At 52.9% G+C, this 24,353-nt stretch carries 20 protein-coding genes; 11 read left to right on the top strand and 9 right to left on the bottom strand.

All coding sequences use genetic code 11. The annotated features are described in order from the left end of the window. Positions 1-136 precede the first annotated feature (136 nt). The 4 genes from PCH01S_RS04130 to PCH01S_RS04115 form a co-directional block, all read right to left on the bottom strand. Positions 137-1,144 carry a FecCD family ABC transporter permease gene (locus PCH01S_RS04130; protein WP_042227054.1) on the bottom strand — a complete coding sequence of 336 codons (1,008 nt, stop codon included), beginning with the start codon at positions 1,142-1,144 and terminating at the stop codon, positions 137-139. Further along, the gene (locus PCH01S_RS04125; protein ID WP_042227053.1) at positions 1,141-2,151 is read right to left on the bottom strand and encodes a FecCD family ABC transporter permease; all 1,011 of its coding nucleotides are present in this window, start codon (positions 2,149-2,151) and stop codon (positions 1,141-1,143) included. Before PCH01S_RS04125 ends, PCH01S_RS04130 begins: the two co-directional genes overlap by 4 nt. Before the next feature lie 73 nt (positions 2,152-2,224). Next, the gene (locus PCH01S_RS04120; RefSeq protein ID WP_042227052.1) at positions 2,225-3,145 is read right to left on the bottom strand and encodes an iron-hydroxamate ABC transporter substrate-binding protein; all 921 of its coding nucleotides are present in this window, start codon (positions 3,143-3,145) and stop codon (positions 2,225-2,227) included. 4 nt (positions 3,146-3,149) lie between these two features. Continuing rightward, entirely contained in the window at positions 3,150-3,941 is a 792-nt protein-coding gene (locus tag PCH01S_RS04115) for an ABC transporter ATP-binding protein (RefSeq protein ID WP_042227051.1), read from the bottom strand. A gap of 196 nt (positions 3,942-4,137) precedes the next feature. Here PCH01S_RS04115 and PCH01S_RS04110 point away from each other — a divergent pair, with 196 nt between their 5' ends. After that, positions 4,138-5,187: an NAD(P)/FAD-dependent oxidoreductase gene (locus tag PCH01S_RS04110; protein ID WP_042227050.1), complete on the top strand. Its 1,050-nt coding sequence runs from the start codon at positions 4,138-4,140 to the stop codon at positions 5,185-5,187. A 238-nt stretch (positions 5,188-5,425) separates the two neighbouring features. On the opposite strand, the gene PCH01S_RS04105 is transcribed toward PCH01S_RS04110, so the two are convergent. Together PCH01S_RS04105 and PCH01S_RS04100 are read right to left on the bottom strand one after the other, a co-directional pair. Next, positions 5,426-5,845, bottom strand: coding sequence for a GNAT family N-acetyltransferase (locus PCH01S_RS04105; RefSeq protein ID WP_042227048.1), 420 nt, complete (start codon positions 5,843-5,845; stop codon positions 5,426-5,428). A 261-nt stretch (positions 5,846-6,106) separates the two neighbouring features. Next, positions 6,107-6,766: a hypothetical protein gene (locus PCH01S_RS04100; RefSeq protein WP_042227046.1), complete on the bottom strand. Its 660-nt coding sequence runs from the start codon at positions 6,764-6,766 to the stop codon at positions 6,107-6,109. A 326-nt stretch (positions 6,767-7,092) separates the two neighbouring features. Between PCH01S_RS04100 and PCH01S_RS04095 the strand changes: the two genes are divergently transcribed. Then, the gene (locus PCH01S_RS04095) at positions 7,093-7,593 is read left to right on the top strand and encodes an SRPBCC family protein (RefSeq protein WP_042227044.1); all 501 of its coding nucleotides are present in this window, start codon (positions 7,093-7,095) and stop codon (positions 7,591-7,593) included. Positions 7,594-7,767: 174 nt separating this feature from the next. Here the strand turns inward: PCH01S_RS04095 and PCH01S_RS04090 are convergent, their stop codons facing one another. The 3 genes from PCH01S_RS04090 to PCH01S_RS04080 form a co-directional block, all read right to left on the bottom strand. Beyond that, a complete protein-coding gene (locus PCH01S_RS04090; RefSeq protein WP_042227043.1) occupies positions 7,768-9,429 on the bottom strand; it encodes a type 2 periplasmic-binding domain-containing protein in 1,662 nt (553 codons plus the stop codon). A gap of 99 nt (positions 9,430-9,528) precedes the next feature. After that, positions 9,529-11,148 carry a response regulator transcription factor gene (locus PCH01S_RS04085; protein ID WP_042227042.1) on the bottom strand — a complete coding sequence of 540 codons (1,620 nt, stop codon included), beginning with the start codon at positions 11,146-11,148 and terminating at the stop codon, positions 9,529-9,531. Then, positions 11,129-12,967, bottom strand: coding sequence for a cache domain-containing sensor histidine kinase (locus PCH01S_RS04080; RefSeq protein ID WP_042227041.1), 1,839 nt, complete (start codon positions 12,965-12,967; stop codon positions 11,129-11,131). The genes PCH01S_RS04085 and PCH01S_RS04080 overlap by 20 nt, the downstream gene beginning before the upstream one ends. 144 nt (positions 12,968-13,111) lie before the next feature. Here PCH01S_RS04080 and PCH01S_RS04075 point away from each other — a divergent pair, with 144 nt between their 5' ends. From PCH01S_RS04075 to PCH01S_RS04035, 9 genes are all read left to right on the top strand, one after another. Next, positions 13,112-14,062, top strand: coding sequence for an ABC transporter permease (locus PCH01S_RS04075; RefSeq protein ID WP_042227040.1), 951 nt, complete (start codon positions 13,112-13,114; stop codon positions 14,060-14,062). A gap of 15 nt (positions 14,063-14,077) precedes the next feature. Beyond that, positions 14,078-14,950 carry a carbohydrate ABC transporter permease gene (locus PCH01S_RS04070; protein ID WP_009674270.1) on the top strand — a complete coding sequence of 291 codons (873 nt, stop codon included), beginning with the start codon at positions 14,078-14,080 and terminating at the stop codon, positions 14,948-14,950. A 176-nt stretch (positions 14,951-15,126) separates the two neighbouring features. After that, positions 15,127-15,444: a sigma-70 family RNA polymerase sigma factor gene (locus PCH01S_RS04065; RefSeq protein ID WP_241688699.1), complete on the top strand. Its 318-nt coding sequence runs from the start codon at positions 15,127-15,129 to the stop codon at positions 15,442-15,444. Then, positions 15,435-15,866: an anti-sigma factor C-terminal domain-containing protein gene (locus tag PCH01S_RS04060; protein ID WP_241688698.1), complete on the top strand. Its 432-nt coding sequence runs from the start codon at positions 15,435-15,437 to the stop codon at positions 15,864-15,866. The genes PCH01S_RS04065 and PCH01S_RS04060 overlap by 10 nt, the downstream gene beginning before the upstream one ends. Next, positions 15,857-16,204 carry a hypothetical protein gene (locus tag PCH01S_RS04055; RefSeq protein ID WP_042227037.1) on the top strand — a complete coding sequence of 116 codons (348 nt, stop codon included), beginning with the start codon at positions 15,857-15,859 and terminating at the stop codon, positions 16,202-16,204. The genes PCH01S_RS04060 and PCH01S_RS04055 overlap by 10 nt, the downstream gene beginning before the upstream one ends. Positions 16,205-16,618: 414 nt before the next feature. Then, complete coding sequence (locus PCH01S_RS04050; RefSeq protein WP_042227036.1) at positions 16,619-21,178, top strand: S-layer homology domain-containing protein; 4,560 nt, start codon at positions 16,619-16,621, stop codon at positions 21,176-21,178. Positions 21,179-21,294: 116 nt separating this feature from the next. Further along, a complete protein-coding gene (locus PCH01S_RS04045; RefSeq protein ID WP_042227035.1) occupies positions 21,295-21,699 on the top strand; it encodes an NUDIX hydrolase in 405 nt (134 codons plus the stop codon). Between the two features lie 468 nt (positions 21,700-22,167). Beyond that, positions 22,168-22,986, top strand: a complete 819-nt coding sequence (locus tag PCH01S_RS04040) for a nicotianamine synthase family protein (RefSeq protein ID WP_042227032.1) — start codon at positions 22,168-22,170, stop codon at positions 22,984-22,986. Next, complete coding sequence (locus PCH01S_RS04035; RefSeq protein ID WP_042227031.1) at positions 22,979-24,352, top strand: opine metallophore biosynthesis dehydrogenase; 1,374 nt, start codon at positions 22,979-22,981, stop codon at positions 24,350-24,352. The genes PCH01S_RS04040 and PCH01S_RS04035 overlap by 8 nt, the downstream gene beginning before the upstream one ends. Position 24,353 lies beyond the last annotated feature (1 nt).

Here is a 24,353-nt window from a genome sequence, read left to right as displayed (position 1 = left end):
GCTTTCTCAGCTTTGCCCGCCGATCTTGACCAAACAGATCGGTCCCGGTCACCTGAAATGAGTAAAGCGCTCAGCGCTTTACTGGAGCCGGGAACAAAAAAAGAAACCCATCAGCCTTCGCGCTGACGGGTTTCTTTTATTTTTTCAGCAATAAATAGATGAAGTACGGGGCACCGATCAAGGCGACCATAATTCCCGCCGCGATACCGTCGGGCTCGATAATATTGCGGCCGATCGTGTCGGCGATGAGAAGCATCCAGCCGCCGAGCAGAATGGCGAGGGGGATGAACATCTGGTTTCTCGGGCCGACGAGCGATTTCGCGATATGGGGCGCCATAAGACCGATAAAGGAGATGCCGCCCGTTACGGAAACGACGGATGCCGCGAGCGCGACGGCAGCAAGCAGCAGGGCGGCCCGCTCCTTCTCAACCGCGACGCCGACGCCGACGGCGACGCTTTCGCTCATGCCGAGCAGGTTCAGGCGGTTGGCCTTATACAGCACGAACGGAATGAGGAGGATCAGCCAAGGGAGAATGGCGCCGATAAATGGCCAATCCGCTCCCCAGATGCTTCCGGCCAGCCATTTCGCGATGAAATCGACCTTGACCCGTTCCGCGGACGAGATGATCACAATCATGACGCCGGACAGCGCCAAGGAGAATCCTACGCCGATCAGCACGAGCCTTACGGGCTGCAGGCCGGTTTTGCGGCTGTACGACAGCAGGTAGATCAGACAGGCGGTAATCAGGGCGCCTGTAAAAGCGACGACAGGCAGCAGATAAACGAAAGATCCGGGATCAATCGGGACGAACAGAAAGAAAACGGCAATGGCGACGCCGGCGCCGGAATTGATCCCGATAATACCCGGATCGGCGAGGTCGTTGCGGGTAATGCCTTGGAGAACCGCGCCGGACAGGGCCAGTCCCATCCCCGCCAGGAGAGTGATGATAATTCGCGGCAGCCGGATGGAGAACAAGACAAAATTCTCCTTGAAAGAGCCTTGCCCAAGCAGTGTGGGAACCAGCCGGTCGTATGACAGGGAAGAATACCCGAGGCCCATTCCGGCCAGAATGGTTAACGCGATTAGCACGATAACTCCCGCGACCAGAAGCCGCTGTTTTCTGATTAAGGAAGGATGGATCATGACAGGGCTCTCCCTCCTTTGCGTTCAATGAGCAGGAAAAAAGGCAGCCCGAGCATGGCTACGATCGCCGCTGCAGGCGTCTCGTAAGGGGCGTGTATGGTTCGCGCGAGCGTGTCGGCGAAGAGCATGAAAGACGCGCCGCATACGGCCGACATAGGTAAGATGAACCGGTAATCGGTTCCGACGACGGCACGGACGATATGGGGGACCAGCAGGCCGATAAACGCCATATTTCCGACGAGAGCCACGGAGGCGCCGGCGAGCATGACGACCACCACAAAAAGAACCGCTTTCACCCGGAGCGTCTTCTGGCCCAGCCCTACGGCAACCTCTTCGCTCAAGCTGAGAATGGTGAGCTGCTTCGAGAGAACGAGTGCGATAAGTATCCCTGCCGCGATAAAAGGAGCGATGGCCTGAAGCTGGCCCCAGGTCGTACCGACCAGACCGCCTGCGGTCCACATCGACACATCTTTCGAGATTTTGAAAACAAGTCCGATTCCTTCGGCAACGGCGTAAAGGAAAGCGGACACGGAGGCGCCCGCCAATACGATTCTGAGTGGAGAGAATCCGCCTTTTTTGAGCGTGCCGATACCGAAAACGAGTCCGGCTCCGATAACGGCCCCGACAAAGCAGGCCGTCATAATGCCGAAGTAGCCGACCGCCGGGACGAACGCGATGGTGAAGGCGAGCGCGGCGTTAGCGCCGGCGGTTAAACCAAGCAGGCCGGGATCGGCCAGCGGGTTGCGGGTCATGCCCTGCATGACTGCGCCGGATACGGCCAGCGCCGCTCCTACGAAAATGGCGGCAACCTCGCGGGGGAGCCGAATTTCCCGGAGCAGGGTAATCTGCTCGTTCGCCAAGGAAGAGGTGAGAGCAAGCCAGACATCCTTTACGGTGACATCGGCCGCGCCGAAAAGCATAGCCGCCATAAACAGGCCGGCAAATACGACGATACCTGCTGCAAGCTTGAATGAAAAAGGTAGGATACGCGGGTTTTGTTTGTTCATCCGTCTCATCTTTTCTGTACTGGAATGGAAGAAGGAATTCTTTCGAGAAAGAATCCCTTCAGGATGGCGCCGCTTATTTGCCGAGATTCTTGATAAAGAAATCGAGCTGATAATCGAGGGTAAGCGGATCGTTGAAGTAAAACTCTTTGGCGTTTGCTTCGAACACATGACCGTTTTTAACGGCCGGGATGTTTTTGTACGTATCCGTCTGCTGGAACGCATGATCGGCATCCGGATTTTTGCTGAAGATGACATAATCGCCGGCATACTGCGGCAGTACTTCGGCGGAGAGGGCGTAGTAGCCGTCTTTGAGCGCCATTTCTTTCACTTTATCGGGCATTTTCAGCTTCATTTCCTGATAAAGGATTTCCGTGCCCCGGCCCCAGTTATCGCCGAAGACGTACAGCTGTTTCTCGAAGCTTTCAATGACGGAAATCGTTTTGTCCGCTCCGATTTTGGCTTTAATATCGTCACCGGCTTTAGCCGCCCGTTTTTTGAAATCGTCGATCCAAGCTTTGGCCTCTTTTTCTTTATTGAGCAGTTTGCCGATTTCCAGATGCTGCGTGAGGTAATCGACTTTTCCGTATGTAAACGTGACGGTAGGAGCGATCTGCTTCAGCTTGTCGGCGTTTTTGATATTGGAGAGGCCGATGATCAGATCCGGTTTCAGTTCGATAATTTTTTCCAGACTTTCGTCGGAAACTTCTTGTACGTCCTTTAATTTATCGAAACGGGGATTCTTTTTGGACCAGGAATCCACGCCCACCAGGTTTACGTTGAGAGCCATCACGTTGCCGGTGAAGGACGATAGTACGATGACACGCTGGGGATTTGCGGGAACTTCAACCGGACCGCTTTCGGACTGGTAGGTGATCGTCGCAGGTTGTTTGCTGTCCGAAGCGCCTCCTTTATCGGCGATGTCTTGCCGCTTGGTGCCGCAGGCGGATAGAGCGAGAACGAGAACGAGCAGGATGGGTAGAAGCAGTTTTTTCATGATGTCAATCTCCCTTGATTAAGTTATAGGTGCAGCACATCGGCTTGCCCGTACGCGGATCGCGGCCGATCTCCGCGTCGATTTGAAACACTTGCTTCAGAACTCCATGGCTGATCACTTCTTCGCAGTTCCCGGCTTTTACGACTTCGCCGTCTTTGAGGGCGATGATGTAGTCGGCGAACCGGGCGGCTTGGTTGAGGTCGTGAAGGACCATGACAATCGTGCGTCCCTGCTCCAGGTTGAGCTTCTGCAGAAGCTCAAGAACTTCCAGCTGATGCGCCATATCGAGGTACGTGGTGGGCTCGTCCAAGAAAATAATGTCCGTCTCCTGAGCCAGCGCCATGGCGATCCAGACACGCTGCCGCTGTCCTCCCGACAAGGCGTCGACGGGCCGGTACTTGAACTCACTCGTTCCCGTGACTTCCAGCGCCCAATCGATGACTTCGTAGTCCTTCTTCGATAACCGGCCGAAGCCCGTCTGATACGGAAACCGGCCGTAGGATACGAGTTCGCCGACCGTAAGCCCGTTTGCGCTTTCCGGAGACTGGGGGAGGATGGCCATTTTTCGGGCCAAAACCTTTGTATTTTCCTTGGAAATCAGTTCTCCGTCCAGAAGGATAGAGCCCGACTGATGGGAAATAATCCGCGTAGCGGCTTTCAGCAGCGTCGATTTGCCGCAGCCGTTGGCGCCGATAATCGTCGTGATTTTTTGGTCGGGAAACGATACGCTCAAATTTTTAACGATTAAACGTTCCCCATACCCAATGTTCAGTTCATCTGTATATAGGCGAACCATGATGCAACCCCCAGTAGCTGTGTAAAAATAAAGGCCGATTTTATTGATAATGATTATCATCATCAGCACATAACATACTTTAATGGGGGAGAAAACATTTGTCAACCCGCAGTTTGACTTGTAAAATTCAAGAAAAGGTCGTATATTTTATTGAGAATGATAATCAATCACAACTCTAGGCAAGGAGTGAGGGAACATGAACGAGAAAGACCTATTCGATGTAACCGTCATTGGAGGGGGGCCGGCGGGTCTCTACTCTGCTTTCTATAGTGGGTTAAGGGAACTTAAAACGAAGATCATCGAATTTCAGCCGCATTTGGGCGGGAAAATTCATGTGTATCCGGAGAAAATGATTTGGGACGTCGGGGGACATACGCCTCTTACCGGGGCCCAGCTTATTGAAAAGCTGGTGGAACAGGGATTGACGTTCCGTCCCGAAGTGGTGCTGAACGAGAAAGTGGAGTCGATTGACCGCGACGACGAAGGAAATTTTGTTTTACATACCGCTTCCGGGCAAACGCATTATTCCAAAACGGTGATCGTGGCTGTCGGCGGAGGAATCTTGAAGCCGCAAAGGCTGCAAATCGAGGGAGCGGAGCGGTATGAGGTTTCGAACTTGAACTACACGCTGAAATCGCTGCAGCGCTTCAAGGACAAGACGGTGATCATTTCCGGGGGCGGAAATTCGGCGGTCGACTGGGCGAACGAGCTGGAATCCGTAGCGAAGCAGGTGTATCTGACCCACCGCAAAGATGCGCTAACCGGGCATGAAGCGCAGGTTAAGCAGCTGATGGAGGGCTCCGCCGTCTGCTTCCTGAATTCGTCGATCACGAGGCTGATCGCCGCTTCCAGCCACGACATTATCGAGTATGTCGAACTGACGAATCACCTGACGGGTGAACTTACACATGTGCCGGTCGATGAAGTGATCATCAATCACGGCTATGAACGGGACAGCACTTTGCTTAAAAGCAGCGGGCTGGAGATTGAGCTTGCGGACGATTTCTACATTGCGGGCAATGCTTCGAGCGTCTCGACAGTGGAAGGGCTTTATGCGGCCGGGGATATTTTGAAGCATGACGGCAAGCTTCATTTAATCGCGGGCGCATTCCAGGATGCGGCGAACGCGGTCAACCAGGCGAAGCAGTATATCCAGCCCGGCTCGGATAAAACCGGCATGGTTTCTTCTCATAACGAAATCTTCAAGAAGCGGAACCGCGAGCTTGTGAAGCAGATGATGGGGTAGGAGCGATACATTCCGGCGCGGAAATGCAAGACCCAAAAAAGGTTCGTGTACCGCCTTGTTCTCAAGGCAGGTTCAGGAACCTTTTTATTCGTGCGGGGGCCGTTCTCGGCGGGCGGGCGCGTTTCTCTACGGGAGGGGGGAAGCTTCAGACACGCCAGCAAGCATTTGCTCGCCGGAGCGGACCGAGGCTCACCCGAGGCTTACGCGAAACTCATCCGTGATCAATCTTCCGAGCTTTTTAAACGGGCAGCCGGGAATTTCTCGACATTCCGTAAAAGTCCGGATACATCAGCTTAAACCCGAACGATTGGTACAACCGGATTCCCGGCGTATCCGAAATGACAATCACCTGGGCACCTTCGGACGTATTTTCCTCCAAGTAATGGACAATTTCCTTCATAAGCGTATCTTCGGTACCCGTCCCTTGATCCCGGCAGGAAGGATGCACCAGTACATCCACCACTTGAAAATAGCAGGCTCCATCCCCGACGATTCTTCCCATTCCCATGAGCCGGGATTTCTCGTCGCGCACAACAACCGTGAAAATGGAGCCGTTCAAACCGGCCGCGGCTGCGGCTTCTTCCAAGGGAGCTAACCCTGCGAGTTTTCTCAACTCGGCATACTCCACGGGGCCGGGCCGCTCATGCTTAACGTACATATCAACCACTCCTTTCATCCTATATCCTCACTATACAACATAGATGCAAGTGATAAGGAAGCGGTGATATTATGTGGATTTTAGGGTATCGGAGCCCATAAAGATTATCTTAGCACTTTAAACTTTTAGTTTAGAAATTCCGGTTTCCTCCCGTAAAATCAAAAAAAGAACCGCGAAAAGCGGTTCTTTTTAGGAAGGCGAGCGGTGTACGAGCCGTATCGCACACGGATGGCGCTGCCGTCCGGTTATGCAGCCGTCGTTTTATTTGCCGGCTTTTAACGTGGTGCCCAGCGGATTGCTCGAATTGATCACATAATCCCCTTTGCCGCCGAGCGGGAAGTCCGGAGAAATATTGCTCGGGAAAGTTGTGTAGCTGCCGCCGGATTGCGATTGCACGAGCACGTTGCTGAAAGAAGCGTTGGTGTAGCTGTTTTTGTCCTGGTTATCCAGCGTGGAATGAACCATTTTTACGGTTGTTGCCGCTTTAAGCGCACCCGCATTCGCAACCGGAAGGTTTGTATAAGCCGCGACGCCGTTTACATAGAGAGTGGCGGTGTCGTTCAAGTTATTGACCAGCTTCAGGGAGATGGTATCCCCGGCTTTGGGCTGAACAGTCAGTGGTGCCGTTTTGTTCGAGGCACTTCCTTCGCCGCCGCCGCAGTTCAGGAATTTGTTCCAGCCCGTGGAAGGCTTAAATGAAATGCCGCCTTCGCATACGACACCCAGACCGAGGTAGAACGCGATGTAGCTGCCGTCATTCGATACATTCCAAGCACTCGGGATCGTCAGCGTTCCCTGGATGGCCGTATGCTTGGTGGTCGTGATCAGACGCGCGGCGCCTTCTCCGGTGACGGCAAAAGCGGAGGAAGCAAAGAACAGGAACGTAAAGAGGGAGAGCAGTGAAATACCGATTTTTTTCATCAAATGACCTTCTTTCATTAATTTTTTTGGAGCGTTTCTTGTAATCGGCCAAGAACTCGCTCTAATACAATTAAATACTAGTACACCCATATACTAGTGTTTTTTTGACAATACCAATAGATGATTGTAGTTACTATATTTGGTAGATTGATGACTAGATGGTAAAATTCTTTATTAATCTACTTTGACAAGAAGATATTTTCCGTCGAAATTGCTTAGGAATTTTGTTTTTACATTACCGGCTGATAAACTAACAGAAGAACAACCGGTCAGACGTCCGCCGTCGAAATGATCTGAAATTGTGGAGTAACGAGGAGGAGATTAGAATGCTGGCGATTCTTGAAAAGTCCCCGGACGGATACGTCGTACGATTTGACCGTTCTTTTGGGCATTCCGCTGAGGCGTTGTGGTCCATGCTTACGGAGAATGACAAGCTGTCCCGCTGGTTTTCCGAGCTGGAGGTAGGGGAACTGCGTGAAGGCGGATTTATCCGATTCAATATGCCGGACGGCAGCTTTGAAAAACTGGACATCCTGGATCTGCATCCTCCCTCCATACTCGAATATACGTGGGGAGAGGACCGGGTACGTTTTGAGCTGTATCCCGAACCGGAAGGATGCCGATTGGTTTTGATCGAAAAGCTGCAAGCCATAACCGCGCATACCCCGAAAGATCTTGCAGGCTGGCACGTATGCTTGGAGGTTGTCCGGCTCCTGCTGGACGGGGAGGAAATGCCTTCCCGGAAGGAGGAATGGGAATTGTGGTACGAGAAATACACCCGTCACGTGGACGCGTTTCTTGCCGAAGAGGGCGGTCAGGGGAACTGAGACGATCTAGGAGGGAAAGCGGGACGGACCGGTAAGGACGGTATTCTAAGCACGATAATCACACGAAAAAAACGGAAGTCCGGAGGTAAGTTCCGGGCTTCCGCTTTCTAAACCAAAAAGCCCGGCAGCAGACCGCTCAGCGATCCGTTTGCCGGGCTTTTTTCGGTGAAATCTTTATTTGGATGAGACCGACTTATACCAGTCGTTGACTTCTTTCGTAATCTGCTCGCCGCCGTTTGCTTTCCAGTTGGCGACAAATTCGTCAAAAGCGGTGATGGGCAGTTTGCCGTAAATAATTTTGTTGAACGTTTCCAGTTCCGATTGCCGGAGAAGGTTCCACTTGGACACCATCGTCGGCGTAGCCGCCCCTGTGAAATAATTCTGCTTGCGGATGTCCTTTTGGGACATGACGATTTTGGCAGCCGCCCAGTTTTCCGGTTTGCGGAATTCGGCCATCTGCTTCTCGTAAGGAGTTTCCGGTGCTTTACCGTCGGCTAGCTTCACGAGCGTTTTCATATACAGATCCGGAATCCGGGCCGGGCCGGTCAAGAAGGGGAACTCGTTGGAGAAATTTTTGATTTTCTCTTTGTCGCTGGTCGGTTTCCCGTCGATGAGATCCCAGTCGTAGCCTTTTGCGAAGCCGTATTCATATTTGCTTCCGGCTGCCGGGTTGGCCAGATTGTCGAGCAGGTAGTTGTAATACAGGAAAATCGCTTCCGGATGTTTGGCGTCTTTGTTGATCATGATACTGGCGTTTACGCCGGAATTTTGCCATTTCGTCCCGATTAGGCCGTTAGGTCCGGCAGGTATCGGATAGGCTTTATATTTCGCGCCCTTTACGTTTTTAAGCAGATCCGGCGCGGGCCAGTCCGGCACCCAGTTGGCTCCGGGCAGAATGCCTGCGGCTCCCTTGGTCCAGCTTTCCGCCGATTTGGCTTCGTCCCAAAGAGCGGAATCCGTATGGATATAGCCTTTGTCCATCCATTCTTTCAGTTTGGCGAGGGCTTCTTTGGCACCCGGGTTGGTGGAGCCGTATTCAAGGCTGCCGGCAGCGTCTTTGTTCCACTGCTCCTGGATCGTCCCGTAAGCGCCGAACAGCCAGTCGAGCGAACCCATCCAGGTGTTCGTATTGTTTTTCAGCGAAATCGCAAGGGGAAAAATATCTTTCGGGGCCAGGCCGTCCGGGTTTTGGTTTTTGAATTTGTCCATGATATTTTCCAGATCGGCAATCGTCTTAGGCGCCTGAAGGTTCAGCTTTTCCATCCAATCTTCGCGCAGCCACAAAAGGGTGTCGTCATTGTCGGTATACTCGAGAATCGGCATGTTGTATTTCTTGCCGTCTCTCGTGAACGGATACCATAATTCCGGATGCGCGGCGGAATGATCTTTTAAAATTTTGTTGGCGTACTTATCGAAAAGCTCGTCAATCGGCATGAACTGGCCGGAATCGATAAGCTGATTGGTCAGTACCGGATTGGTCGGCACGGATACGAAGTCGGGCAGTTTTTCGCCCGAAGCGATCGCAAGCTGCAGCTTTTGCTTATATTGGTCATCATTGGCCGGATACCAGGTATCCTTATGTTTGATACCTAACGTTTCCAGCATCCAGCGGTCGTGGACGTTGTTTTCTTTGGTGTCGCCCTGAACGTACTTCTTGGGCATCAGCACCGAACTGATCTCAATCGGCGGATCATATTTTCCCTTCGAGAAGGCGGCTTCGGCTCCGGAGGAAGACGTACTGCCTTTCGATGTATCGCCCGATGCCCCGCCGCAGGCCGTAAGCGTAACGAGTCCCGCCGCAATGAGAACCGATCCCCATTTCCTGAACTTGACCATTCTTCAATTCCCCCTACTCGTGTGATCTTTACATGTGTTACTGTATCAACTTTCCGGGGAAAGCATCTATATGAGTTTGTTAGTTTCGATAGGAATCTGTCATGGTAATAAAGCCCCGTCCCGGTATTCCTGGGGCGTCACTCCGAAATGGCGTTTGAACACTTTGATAAAATAGGCCGGGTCCATGTAGCCGATTTCCATGCTGATTTCATACACTTTTTTGCCGGTGGCCTTGAGCAGATGGCAGGCGCGTTCCATGCGAAGCCGGGATATATAATCGCTGATGCCTTCGCCCGTCTCGATTTTATATATTTTGGACAAATGGGTCGGGTGCAAATTGATATGGTCCGCCAAAGCCCGCAGGGAGACGTCCTCGTGCAAATGTTTATCCGCGTAATCCTGGATCTTCTTCACGTATTGGGAGCGGCTGTCCTTGACGCTGCTGGAGCTGGCTTCTTTGAGCTTGTGAAGCACGCTCAGCGACCATTTCCCGAGTTTTTTGATGGTGACAAAAGCCTCTCCGCTTTGCAGCGCCTCCATATCGCCGGTTTCGAGCAGCTTCGTAAGCGTATAGCCGCTGCGGTGGGCGAGATTGCTGAAGGAGGCGGCGATGAGGAATCCGGCTTCCATGCAGTGCTCCCAGGATTCCGGCCATTTCTCCTCCAGCTCCGTGCAAACGGCCGTCAGCTTGGCTTCCGCCGCATCCCAGTGACCGGCCTCCAGCAGGTTAATGAGGGAGGGGGGAACGTACAGCGCGTTCAGCGGCCCCTGCGCCGGCGTGTGGTCGACTTCGTTGACGCGTACAACGAAATCCCGTTCGTCGCCGACGATTTCCCGGAAATAGGCGGAAGCCTGCCGGAAACGGTCGGGCAGCTGCTCCGGAAAGGCGAACCATTCCGTGATAACGATGGAGAGAGAGCCTTTCAGGAACTGCTTCACTTTGTGCTGGAGCTGCTGGGAAAGCTTCTCCAGAAGGGTTTCTTGTCCGGCGCCGCCGGCGGATTCTTTGAGCTGCAGGAGAAACACAAGATAACCGTGCTCCTCCTTGACGCCCCACACTTCCATGAATTCGCCCAGGATCTCCTCGGCCATATTCATGATGGCATATTCGATCAAGGGCTGTCCGTTGTTCTTGTACCGGCCGAATTCTTCTTCAAGCCTGACGAGCATTAACGCGCTGTTCTCAAAATGGAACGGCAGCCCGTAGTCGCTGAGCTTGCGGCGCCATTCGTCTATGGACAGACGGCGGCCTTGCAGGGCATCGAGCAGAAGCTGTCCGCGCAGAATGGGCAAATTCTCGCGCAGCGTATGCCGGGTGCGCTCCAGCGAGCTGACCAGCTCCCATTCTGCGTTTAGCTGATCCATCGCGGTTTTGACGGCGCCGAACAGCTCCTGGTCGGTCGGCGGCTTAAGCAGATAATCGACGGCGTTGTGCAGGAGCGCTTTTTTGGCGTATTCGAACTCCGAATGTCCGGACAAGATGATGCATTTCATCTTCTTGTCGCGGATTCTTATTCGTTCGATGAGTTCGATGCCGGTCATCTCGGGCATCTGAACGTCCGAGATGACGATATCGATCGGATGAGTATCTATGAGTTGCAGCGCCTCGAAGGCGGAGTAAGCCCGGTGCACCTGTTCGATTCCGAGTTCGTGCCACGGTTTATGCAGCGCCAGGTTGTCCACCCAGTGGGCTTCGTCGTCAACGATGATCATTTGCATGTCTAAGGTCTCCTTGAGGTCTCGAATAGTCGGATGTCGTTGCGGCAGGAGGGATCTCCCAGACGATTTCGGTCCGGAGTCCGCCAAGCGGCGATTTGACGAAAGCCAGATAGGACCGGCTGCCGAATTGGTGCATGATGCGCTGATTCGTGTTCCACAAGCCGCAGCCCATTTCTTCCTGCAGCGGCTCCCGCATTTTCCGGTTCAGCGCCGATTCCTGCTCGGCATTCAATCCCGGTCCGTCGTCATCCACATAGATTCGGCAGAAGCCGTCCGACATCTCGCCGGTGATCCGGATTTCGCCGGACGTGTAGGATTTGCCGACTCCGTGAATGACGGAGTTTTCCACGATCGGCTGGAGGATCAGGCGCGGAACGGACTGGCTGCGCATGTCTTCGGGAATGTCGATCCGGTAATCGATCCGGCCGTTGCGGAGCTTCTGGATATCGAGATAGTTGACAAGCAGCTTGATCTCTTCTTCGAGAGAGGCCGTCTCCCGTTCCATCCGCGTGGTATAGCGGTAATAGGCGCTCAAATTATACGCCATCGCGACGACGGCTTCCTCCTCTTTCATCTGGGCCATATTAATAATGTAGCCCAGGCAGTTATACAGGAAATGGGGATTGATTTGGGCCTGGAGCTGTTTGAGCGTCGCTTCCCGGGCACGTATTTTCTCGTTGAACACGTTCTCGATAAGGTCCTGGATCTGGCGCGACATATCGTTAAACCGGTAGAACAGGAATGAAAATTCGTTGTGGTCCCGGGTATGCAGACGGACGGAATAGTCTCCGCGCTGAACACGGCGCAGTCCGTTGATCAGCTTGAGAATCGGCTTCTGGACGTTCCGGTACAGCAGAATCGAGGCCGAAATGCCGACCACGAACAGCAGGAACATCGAGAGATAGAACAGATCCCGGCTGAACGAAATGGGGCCCAGAATCTGATCGAGCGGAACCACGTCAACCAGATGCCAATCCAGGTAGGACGATTTGACGGAGCTGACCAGATAATTTTTGCCGTCCAGCTTGACGACATGCTGCGTCGTATTGTCCGGGGAATGCACGTCCAGGTAGCTTATCAATTGTTCCGACAGGCGCTTATCCGCACTGCGGTTCAAGATCGGCGTATCCCCTTTGTGGTAAAAAAACGGATCGCCTTGTCCGCCCGCTTTGTAGGTATCCAGCATATTCTGGATATTCTCGTAGCTGAAGCTCGCTTCGATGACGAGACTGCTGCCCGTCAGCATGCCGGGCTGGGCCAGAGAGTCCGTATAGAACCAGTAAAAAGCGTCCAGTCCTCCCGGAGCTTTGCGGCTTCCGTCCCCGTAGGTCCATTTTCCGCTCCTGTTGTTCTCTAAATATTGCTCGTCGAAGGCCGGCGATTTGTAATTAGAGATCACGTCTTTGTTCTGCTGGGAGTAGACCGCGTACCGGGCCGGCCAAATGTCGGTCACCCGGGACTGGAGCGCCATTTTCTCCTGAATGACGTATCGCGTCTGCATCCGGTCGTAGCGGTCTTCCCATATATTCAATCCGTTGAATTTACTGACATTCGGATCTTTCGAGAAGACGAGGCTGAAATCCATCATTTGACTGATGCGCGAATCGATCTGACCGGATAAAAACGTAAGCTGTTTGGTGTTGGACTTCTGCAGCTCCGTGCTTAGGACATTGAAAGTCACGTCGTTTGAATACGTATACACAAGAATAATAGGGATAAAAAGCACGATGATCAAGGTGTTCATTTTGGCAAACAGACTGAATCTGTACCGTGCTTTTCCTCGGACCTTCGTAACGATTCCCGCTAATCCCAAACCCATTCCGATCTCCTCCAGACCCTGCCCCTAATATATCCCTATGGCAGCCTAACATTGTACTATAGTCAGCTTTCCGAAATGCTTGCTACTATTTATAGCAGAGATTCATCGTACACACAAAATAATTTTTTGGGGCGGGAGAGAGCGATGGGAGTGAACACGGTGCAGCAGGTTAATGCCGGCAAAGCCCGGCGCACAGACGCAAAAAAAGGCTACAAGCAGCCCTGGATCCTTCACTTTATGGTTCTGCCGGCGGAAGTTCTCGTATTTATATTTTCGTATATCCCCATGTCGGGGATTGTTATGGCTTTCCAGGACTATAAACCCGCGCTGGGAATTTCCGGCTCTCCCTGGGTCGGATTGAAGCACTTCCGGTATATGTGGGAAAACGATTATTTTTTAAAAATCACGTGGAACACGTTATTCTTCGCTTGTTCGAAAATGGTCATGAATCTGATCATTCCGTTTTTCTTTGCTTTGCTGCTTAACGAAGTGCGGAAAATGGCGCTGAAAAGAACGATTCAAACGCTCGTTTATTTGCCGCACTTTCTGTCCTGGGTGACGCTTTCGGGCATTTTGATCGATATGCTTGCCCAAACCGGACTTATCAACCAGTTTCTTGCTGCCGTGTTCGGCATCAAGCCGATATTTTTCCTGGGAGACGGAAACTGGTTCCGGTTCACGATCATTTTCAGTGACGTCTGGAAGGAATTCGGCTTCAATACGATCATCTTTCTGGCGGCGCTCTCCGGCATTAATCCCTCGCTGTATGAAGCGGCAGAAGTAGACGGGGCCGGACGCTGGAAGCAGACATTCTACATCACGATTCCCGCGCTCATCCCGATTACGATCGTGATTGCGACTCTGGCGCTCGGCAACGTGCTCAACGCGAACTTTGACCAGGTGTTCAACCTGTACAGCCCGCTCATTTACCAGCAGGGCGATATTATCGACACGTTCGTGTACAGGGAAGGTCTTCTCAGCGGGCAGTTCAGCTTTGCCACGGCCGTCAGCCTGTTCAAATCGTTCATCAGTCTGATCCTGATCGCAATCTCGTACAGACTGGCTTACCGGTTTGCCGGGTACCGAATTTTCTAGAAGGGAAGAGAGCGCATGTATCATAAAACACTGCCATACCGGATATTCAGTCTGTTCAATAATGTGTTTTTAACGGTTCTGGCCATTCTTTGCCTGCTTCCTCTGTATCATCTGCTGATGGTGTCCCTCAGCGCTTCGGCGCCGGCCAATGCGGGACTGGTCACCTTCTGGCCGATCGGTTTTACATTCGAAGCCTACGCCAAAACTTTCGATAACGCGAATTTCCTGTCGTCGTTGTGGGTGTCCGTGCAGAGAACCGTGATCGGGACGGCGCTGGCTCTGGTCGTGAATACCATTGCCGCCTACGCTCTGTCCAAAGAAAGTCACGTATTCCGTGCCCGCAATCTGTATCTCTGGTATTTTGTCGTGACGATGCTGTTCAGCGGCGGACTGATTCCAAGCTATATTCTGATCTTGAAGCTCGGTCTCATGAATACGTTAATGGCCCTTATTCTTCCCGGACTGGTGGGCGTCTTTAACATTATTCTGCTTATGAACTTCTTCCGCACGGTGCCCAAAGACTTGGAGGAAGCGGCCTTTATCGACGGGGCGGGGCAGTTCCGCACGTTCCTGAGCGTATACTTGCCGGTCTCCCTGCCTGTCGTGGCTACCGTTTCCTTGTTTATGATGGTCGGGCATTGGAATTCGTATTTCGACGGGATCATTTATATCCGGGATTCGGAGAAGCTCCCGCTTGCCACGTTTATGCAGACGATCATCGTGCAGGCGGACATGTCGAAGCTGGACCCGGCAGCCGTTGCCAGCCTGTCTCAGCGTACGATCCGGGCGTCGCAGATCTTTATCAGCGCTCTGCCCATCCTGCTCGTGTACCCTTTCTTGCAGCGCTATTTCGTAACCGGCATCGTGGTGGGTGCGGTGAAAGAATAGGCCGGTTAACAGGCGGAAACAAACTTACTCTATAGAAAAAAAGAAAAAACCATGTGGAGTTTTATCGCGATAAAAACCGTGCGCCGCACGGTTTTTTTGTTTGGAGTGTCAGTTTGAACGAACGGTTATGCAACTTTTAACAGGAGATAACCGTGTTTTTACCGAAGGAGGAGAACATGAATGAATCGTCGAGTCTAGAAGACATTTACCGAAAGTATTTCAAAGACCTATACGCCTATCTGTTTTCCTTATGCAAAGATCACCATTTGACGGAAGATATTCTTCAGGAAACCTTTTATAGAGCGTATGTGAACTTGGAGGATTACAGCGGAACAAGGATCAAACCGTGGCTTTTTACGGTAGCCAAAAACACGTATATCGACTATTTGCGCAAGCACAAACGGATCGATTTAAAGCAGGATGAATTTTTTGCTCAAGTACCTGTTAAGGGGTCTGCCGAACAAAAACGGTGGCTGAAGCCTACGTGTCGCTGAACCGTGTAACCGGCACGGACGAAACGCTCAAGGCACTTCAAAGCGGCTCGGTCGAAGTCGTCTGGTACGCGGTAGACACCGGCTTCGAGCAGCGGGGCGTGGACAGCGGGGGGCGCGTGATCGGACCGATCGGCTATCCCGCGCATGAGGACTGGGACGCGTGGTCGCCTTTTAACGATACGAAAGAAAATGCGGAGCAGTTTATGGATACCCTCGTTTTTCTGAAAAACTATGAAAAAATGGCGGCATTATTCTCCCGGAGCCAATCGCTGGAACTGGATAAGAGAATCCGCTATTTGAAAGACAATGGAATCAAAACGTACGGAGCTGTCGTGACAGGGCCTGTCAAGGATTTGGCAGCCCTGCGTAATAACGCCCTGGTCCGGGGAATTAAAGTCGGGGAGGTCCGGTTATGGAACTGACTTCATGGTTTGCCGGTATCACAAAGAAACGGCCCGGAAACGGAAAAAGCGGCAGGCCGGGCAGCCCTTTTCTAAAAGAATCGTGGGCGGGATATATGTCCTGCAGCCTGGCGGTGGTTCAACTGGCCGTTATTAATCTCACGCTTCTGTTTAATGTGTGGACGCTGGACGTTCTTGAATATCTTTTTGCTGCCAGCACGTTAAGCGCGCTAACCGGTCTTTTCCTGCGAAACCGGAGTAAAAAGCTGTGTCTTTGGGCTCTCGCGATCCAGTTGGTCTATGTCCTTTTCCTGGCGGTGGTATTCGTGACGGGCTGGGTGATTAATCCGAAGCCATGATCGGCAGGGGAACCGGGAGGCACTAGGCGTGAAAACCCGAAACCCGGGCTAAGGCGCCCCATTGAACGATCAGCGAAAGCCGCTGCGAAAAAGCCTCCCTATCGGAGGCTTTTTTTGCTTGAAGTGCGGAGGCGTTAATTATCCCGTTCGGGAGGCTGTCCGACGCCGAAAGTAAACGATTGTATATAAATGTAAGAAGTTATCTCTTTTTAACAGGCAAGGCGGTCTTTTAGTATGAACAGTGGAAGGGTCTATTCATTCAATCATACATCGGAAGGAGGGAAATGAAGAAACCGGAAAGCAGCCGAAAAGCAAACGAAAAGCAACAACAGGAGCCGGGCCCGACCTATGTCTCTAATGCTCAGAACCGGAAAAACGATCACAAGTCCTTCACAAAGAAATGAGGATGAGTAAATGAAGACCTATCAAGGAACGAAAGCGAAGCTTTCCTTCATGCTGACATTTGTACTTGTATTCTCAATCGTTTTAAGTGCGGGCCAGCCCGCCGTATATGCCGGTCCAAATCCGCCCGGATTAGGAGCGGACGTGCAAACGGGAAATGCACTACTAGAATCGCCAGACACTCCGGTTCCGGAAGACACGTACGGCGGATCGGCTGAACGGCCGACTCCGGGTGTGAGTCCCGGCCCCCTGCTTCTGACAGCGCCGGCCGGCGGCACCGAGAATTTCGCCCTGAAGAAATCCGTTAAAGTTTCGGGCAATGAAGTGGATTACGGCTTGTATCCCGAGATGGCCGTAGACGGGGATATGGGAACCCGGTGGTCGTCGGCCAAAACGGACGATCAGTGGTTCGAGGTGGATCTCGGCGGGAAAAAGGAGATCGGCCAAGTGGTGATCCATTGGCAGACGCCCGCCAAATCGTACCGGGTGCTCACTTCCGTATACGGCGACGTATGGGAGAACATCCGAGAGAACGACGGCCTGATCCAATGCGAAGGCGGCAAAGAAGTGCTGAATTTCCCTTCGCGTGAAGCGAGATACGTTAAGTTCCAAGGCGTGGAGCGTGCGCCGGCGAGCGACGGCATCTTGTACGGGTATTCTTTTTACGAATTCGAGGTGTATAAAGAGGACCCGATCGCCAAAATCATCGGCGGCATTCAAAAGCTCGACCCGGTCGTGAAGGGGCAGACTTCGCTAAACCTCCCTGTCATGCCGCCCGGTTATAAAATATCCGTATACGGAAGCGACGCTCTGCCGGTCATCGACAAAGAAGGAACCGTTCATCCTCCGCTGACGGACCGAACCGTTCAGCTCCTTCTGCAGGTGGAGAGCGAATCCGATCCTTCGCGGAAAGGAATAACCGGCAACATCGGCGTGCATGTACCCGGGTTGTACACACAGACACCGGATCGCAATCCCGAACCGAAGGTCATTCCATCGCTGCGCGAATGGGCCGGGGGAACGGGCCGTCTTGCCCTGTCGGCCTCCTCCAGAATCGTAATCAGCGATCCGGCCTTGCGGCAAACGGCAGAGACCGTCCGGGCCGATTTGAAAGAGATGACCGGCCTGAATCCGAAGATCGTTCAAGGCAAAGCATCTTCCGGGGACCTATTCATGAAGCTGGACCCGGCTATGAAGCATCTGGGCGCCGGAGGTTATTTGCTGGACGTGAAGGAGTCCGTTACGATTACAGCTCCGGAAACGAAAGGCGTCTTCTGGGCAACCCGATCGGTTCTGCAGATTCTGAAAGGAGACCCGGAGCGCCGCCATCTTCCGGTCGGAACGGCGCGCGACTACCCCAAGTACGAGACGAGGGGGTTGATGATCGATGTCGCCCGGAAGTTTTATACGATTGATTTTTTGCGGGATTACGTGAAATTGCTGGCCTGGTACAAAATGACAGACCTGCAGATTCATCTGAACGATGACGTCGGAGTTCCGTTTAAGAACGGGCAGCGGGCCGCCTTCCGTCTGGAAAGCGAGCGTTACCCCGGCCTTGCCAGTACGGACGGTCATTACACGAAGGAAGAGTTCCGCGAGCTGCAGCGTCTTGGAAGCGATTACAGAATTAACGTCATCCCTGAAATCGATACGCCGGGCCATTCCCGTATATTCACGACGTACGACCCTTCACTCGGGACGGACCACACTCTTGACATTTCGAAGCCTGCAACCGTGGATTTTGTCAAAAGTCTTTTCGACGAATATATCGACGGCTACAATAACGGAGAACCGACGTTTCTCGGGCCGGATGTTCATATCGGGACGGACGAATACGGGGGTCCTTCTAAAGAGGTTTTCCGCGGCTACATGGATATGCTGATCAAGCACATCAACAGCAAAGGCAAGCATCCGTATCTGTGGGGCGGCCTCAATGAATATGCGGGAGCGACTCCCATCAGCAGCGAGGCTACCATGGACATTTGGTATGAACCGTACGGAGGGCCGAAACAAGCGATGGATTTGGGCTATGACATCGTCAATTCCGATACGAACTATATGTACCTCGTTCCGCGGCTGTACCGTGATTATTTAAATACCCCGTTTCTTTACCGGCAGTGGGAGCCAGTGAAATGGCCGGGCGTTACGCTGCCCTATGGGCTTCCGCGGCTCAAAGGCGGCATGTTCGCCATCTGGAACGATATTTCGTACGAAACCGGGGTTTCGATGGACGATTCTCACGTCCGGATGCTGCCCGCGATGCAGGTTCTTTCGGAGAAAATGTGGCAGGGAGCGCGGGAAGGCAGCGATTACGACGCGTTTATGGCGACGGCGGCGGGAATTGGCGAAGCGCCGGGCGTGAACCGCCTGCACCGGGTCAACACAGATCGGCCTGACGGCTTGGTGATCCGGTATCCGTTCGACGGGGAGTCGGAAGACACTTCCGGCAACAAACTTCACGGAAAAGGCGAGAATATCGCTTTTACAGAAGGAAAATACGGCAAAGCGGCCCAATTCCGAGGCGGAAAAAGTTACGTCGAGACTCCCATTGATACGATGGGCTTCGGCTGGACGGTTTCCATGTGGATCAAGCCCGAACGGGATAACCCGGACGATGCCGTGCTGATGGAGTCGCCTATGGGGAAAATCAAGCTGAAACAAGGAAAAACGGGCAAATTGGGCTTTTCCAAAGAGGAGTACGACAGTGTATTCAACTACGAGGTACCGGCTGACAAATGGACACATCTTTACTTGACGGGGGATGCGATGGGTGTGTCTCTTTATGTGAACGGCAATGAATACGCCGAAAAACTCGGTCTGCCGGTCAGACGCATTCAGACGCTGATGCTGCCGGTTCAGAAAATCGGAAGCGAAACGAACGCTTTCAGAGGCGCGCTCGACAATGTGCACATTTACAACGAGTTTCTTCCTCTGCTGGACGTCAATAATCTGGCTCTTCACCAAACGGCGGAGTCTTCTCCTCTCGAAGCTCCCGAGCATACGCCGGGCAATTCGATTGACGGCAATTTGTTCACCCGGTGGTCCAGCGCGTACGATGACGCTTCCTGGATGATCGTCGATCTCGGCAAGTCTCAAACGATCAACAAAATCCAAATCGGATGGGAAACGGCGGCGGAGAAATTCAAGCTTCTCGTATCCGAAGATAAGCAGACATGGACCAATGTCAAAGGGGGTGACACGATCCTGTCTTCTGCCGGCAAGCTGGACACGATCGACTTTCAGCCTGTAAAGGCAAGGTACGTTAAATTCCAGGGAGTCGAAAGAAAACCGGTAGACGGCACCAAATACGGGTACTCGATCTACGAGTTCGAAGTATACGGCGACGACAAAATGGTACCGTACCAGGAATTGATCGCCGAATCCGCCAAACTGCTGTCCACGGGAAAAGGTCGTCCGGATATACGCCGGCAGGTGGAGAATTTGCTGCTGGAGTACCCGGTCCGCTTCGAAACGGTCATAGACACACTCCGCGATTTAAACATCCGTCTGAAAGAGTCCATCGATCATTCGGGATCGGACCCTGACTCGGGGAATCCGGAAGACGGAGACAGCGGGACGGGGACAGGCGGCGGCTCAAGCGGTACAGGCGGTGCACAGCCTGACGGCGGGAACGGTCTGCTGACGCTGAAGCCGGGCGAAGGGGGCACGATTCGTCTTGGAAGCGAGATCGGAATCGAGATCCCTGCGGGCGTCTCGAAGGAAACCGTCACGTTCGGGATCCGAAAAATCACGGAACCTTCCGGTCTTATTGGCGGGGGACTCGAGAGAGTCAGCCCTGTCTTTGAAGTGACGCGCAGCGCCGGCACGAGCCTGGTAAAGCCGATTAAGTTAACGCTGGCTTACGAAGCGGGGAAGGCAGGCAGAGGCCGTCAAGCTGCCGTCTTTACCTATGATCTCGTCCGGAAAGAGTGGACCCGGATCGGAGGCGCAGCCGCGGGCGGCAAAATCAGCGTGGAGGCGCCCGACACGGGAATATTCGCCGTTTTTGCCGAGAAGGAGGACGGCGCGAATCGGCCTCCGCTTTTCCGGGACACCGCCGGACACTGGGCGGAGGAAGCGGTCTCCCGGGCCGCCGCGGAGGGGATTGCCGACGGGTATCCCGACGGCACGTTCCGGCCGGACGCCCGGGTGACGCGGGCCGAGTTCACGGTGCTGCTGGCAAGAGCGCTGCACCTTGAAGGCACCGCGGCCCTGCCCGGCTTTGCGGACGCGGCCGACATCGGCGCCTGGGCCGGAACGGCGGCGGCTCAAGCCGTCGAAGCCGGCATCGTCGACGGCTATGAGGACGGCACGTTCCGGCCCGGGGCGAACATCACCCGCGCGGAGATGGCGGTCATGGCCGCCCGTGCGCTGAAGCTGCCGGCGAAGCCGACGGCGCAGACCGGTTTTGCCGACGACGGCGATATTCCGGCCTGGGCCAGCGGGTATGTCGGCGCGGCGGCCGGGCTGGGACTCGTCGCGGGCCCAGGCGGCGGCATGTTCATGCCGGGTGATCCGGCTACGCGAGCGGAAGCCGTAACGCTGCTGCTCCGGGCCGCCGGCCGGAAATGAACGGCGGGCACAGCAGGACGGCCGGGTTATCCCGCCCGCTTTGCACCTGACGGTTCCTTTGAATATAGGACGGAAGGTGGTATACTTTTGAGAAAAATCAAGCGGGGGTACATCGTATGTCAGCAGCAGGAATTGATAAAATCGCATGGATCTATGTGGAGAACGGCCGTATTCTTAGCGCGCGCTCCAAAGGGAAAGATACGTATTACATTCCCGGAGGCAAACGGGACCCCGGCGAAACCGACACGGATACGCTTGTGCGTGAAGTGGAGGAAGAGGTTTCCGTACGCATCAAACCCGAAACCGTGTCTCATTTCGGGACGTTCGAAGCCCAGGCTCACGGAAAAGAAGAAGGAGTTCTCGTGCGGATGGCTTGTTACCAAGCGGATTTCGAAGGCGATCTGAGTCCGGCATCCGAAATCGAGGAACTGGTCTGGTTAGCTTACGGAGACCGGGAACATGTCTCGCCTGTCAGCCGGCTCATTTTCGACCGGCTTCATGAATTAAAGCTGCTTCTGTAGCCGGTAGATTCGGTAAAGTCGGTAGACAGCATCGGACACTAAAGATATGTTAAGCCGGGAGTACCGGCTGTACTTGAGACTGATTTGATCCATACCTGAGACAAATTGGTGTTACGTTTGAGACTGAATTTAAAACCAGCAGCCGCAAATTTTTGCCGCTGCTGGTTTTTTCATTTCCGGATAAAGTTCAACGATTTATTAGATGGTGATTTGAATCGGGCGACATGACGCAGGCAAATACGTAACACGGGCAATTAATTTCATGCGGACAATGGGTTTATTGACCAAAAGCTAAAATTAAATGTAAGGAAAAAATAGCCATAGTTAGCTATATTTCTATGAAACCAATTGCTGTAATATTTAAACTGTCTTTCCTAATTATACTTAAAGTCCGGAAGGAGTGAGCCTCTTACACTTGTTTTTTTAAAAAGCGCTAAGCGAATGATTAAGCCGGGAAGGAGTGAATTTGTGAAAAGTAAGTACGCTTTCTTGCTCTCGTTGCAATCGCTTGAGTATGAAATCAATCAATTGAATGCGTTCTCAAAAGAATATCCGGAATGTTTCGAGCTTCTAAAGACCAAGCTGGACGATCTTTGCCGGTTTATGGTGAATGACGAAAATGAAAAGCGTTGGCATGAATGGGGAACCCATGATGAAGTCAGACAATACAGCGAGAAGCTGCGGGAGACATCGGTCAAGGCACTGTGCGACATGGAGAAATATCAATCGCGGCTGTTGATCAACAAAGAATTGGAAGCTACCTCTTACATCGAGCAGCTGTCCCATGCCGTTCAGGAGGAGCTTGATTTATTCGGAATCGGACCGGCATCCAGAGTGCTTTTTATCGGTTCGGGCGCTTATCCGCTGTCGGCTTTAACGATAGCGAAGGAATCGAGAGCTAAGGTGCTGTGCCTGGATATCGATGAGGAAGCCGTCAAACTCGGTTTCCAGGTTGCTTCGGCTTCCGGCCTGCAGGCTCTAGTGGATTTTGCGGGAGGCCGATTATCGGACCATCCGTTTATCCGAGAGGCTACCCATGTCTTTGTCGCTTCGCTCGTTGCGAATAAGCTGGAGATCGTTGAAGAGGTAAAGCGTACGGCGAGACAGGACACCAAAATTATTGTTCGTTACGGCAACGGATTAAAGTCGCTTTTTAATTATCCTCTTCATGCGGACTTGTCTTATGAGTGGAATCTGACGCCCGTTGTTAGAACCAATAGCCTGTACGATACGGTTTTGATGGAATCCAAACTCCTAACCCAAGAAAGGACGATTGCCTTTGACTAGTCCTGAGCAGGTTGTTCCGCCGCTCGGAAATACATTGATCGTGGGAGCGGGGCCGGCGGGCATTCATATCGCTGTGGATGTAAGCCGGGGATGGTGCGGCCGGCTGGGCCTGGCGAATCGCAAGGGAGCGCATTCTACCCGAATCCTATGCGAGCTGGACCGGCAAGGCTATACCCTCTCTTCTGTCGTAGAGATTCAATCAAAGCGGCATCTCACAGGTGAGACCCGGCTGGACGACTACTACGACGGCTTCGATGGAATTGACGATAGGTGGCACACCGTGATTGTATGTACGCCATCCGACAGCTATTCGGATGTCATCGGCGCGTTAAGGCTGGAGAACCTTTCTCAGGTGAAGCGCATTGTGCTTCTCTCGCCGGGAATCGGTTCGAATCTGCTGGTGCAAAGTCTGGTGAGACCCGCGGGCTCCGATATCGAGATCATCTCTCTTTCCACCTACTACGGCGCTTCCAGGTTCGCGTTTGAAGCGGGCCAGTCCACGGTGCTGAGATCGATCGTACGAGGGCTCAAGCGCAAAGTTACAGCCGGCAGCAGTAAGCCGGACAGTCGGACACTAGGCGATATAAAACGGTTTATTGAGTCGCTCGGCATTCAATTCGAAAGCGTTTCCCATCCTGCCGCTGCCGAAAGTCGCAGTATTACGACTTATGTTCATCCGGCCTTTTTCATCAATGAATTTTCAATGAGTGAAATATTTAGCCGTACACCCTCCAGAAAATATATGTACAAACTGTACCCGGAAGGACCCATTACCCCGCAGGCGATTAAATCCATGTTACTGCTGTGGAAGGAAATAGGGGAGCTTGTTACCCGCCTGCACGCTGAACCGATCAATCTGCTTAAGTTCCTTAACGATGACAACTATCCTGTTCACGAGACCACACTTTCCCGGGAGGATATCGAAGGTTTTACCCAAGCGGATCCGGTAAAGCAAGAGTATCTCTTATATATCCGATATGCTTCCATTCTGATCGACCCGTTTGCCGAACCGGATGAACAGGGCAGATATCCGGATTTCTCCGCTTTTCCGTATAAACAAATTTCGAAAGACTCCGAAGGCAAATGGATCATTCCCAGAGTGCCGTACGAGGATTATAAGAAAATAAAGCTGGTGGAGCGTTTAGGGAAAAAGTTAAATCTCTCTATGCCGCAAACGTCCGCCTTCATCGCCGAGTTTGAGAGCAAGCTGTCTTCTTTTGTGGAAGAAGAGGGGATGGAGCACTTCCGGCCCGATCTTTTCACGGATACGACAGAGAGTGAGGCAGACCTCATTCTAAGCGGGTTAGAGCTCTCTTGGGCTGCACATGCGACAAGGCATGCCGATCTTGCAATTAAAGTGGAATAGA

The sequence above is a fragment of the Paenibacillus chitinolyticus NBRC 15660 genome, from assembly GCF_000739915.1.
In the GTDB taxonomy this organism is placed as follows: domain Bacteria; phylum Bacillota; class Bacilli; order Paenibacillales; family NBRC-103111; genus Paenibacillus_F; species Paenibacillus_F chitinolyticus.
Note: the sequence above shows the minus strand (reverse complement) of the source record. Positions and strands in the feature narration are given on the sequence as shown.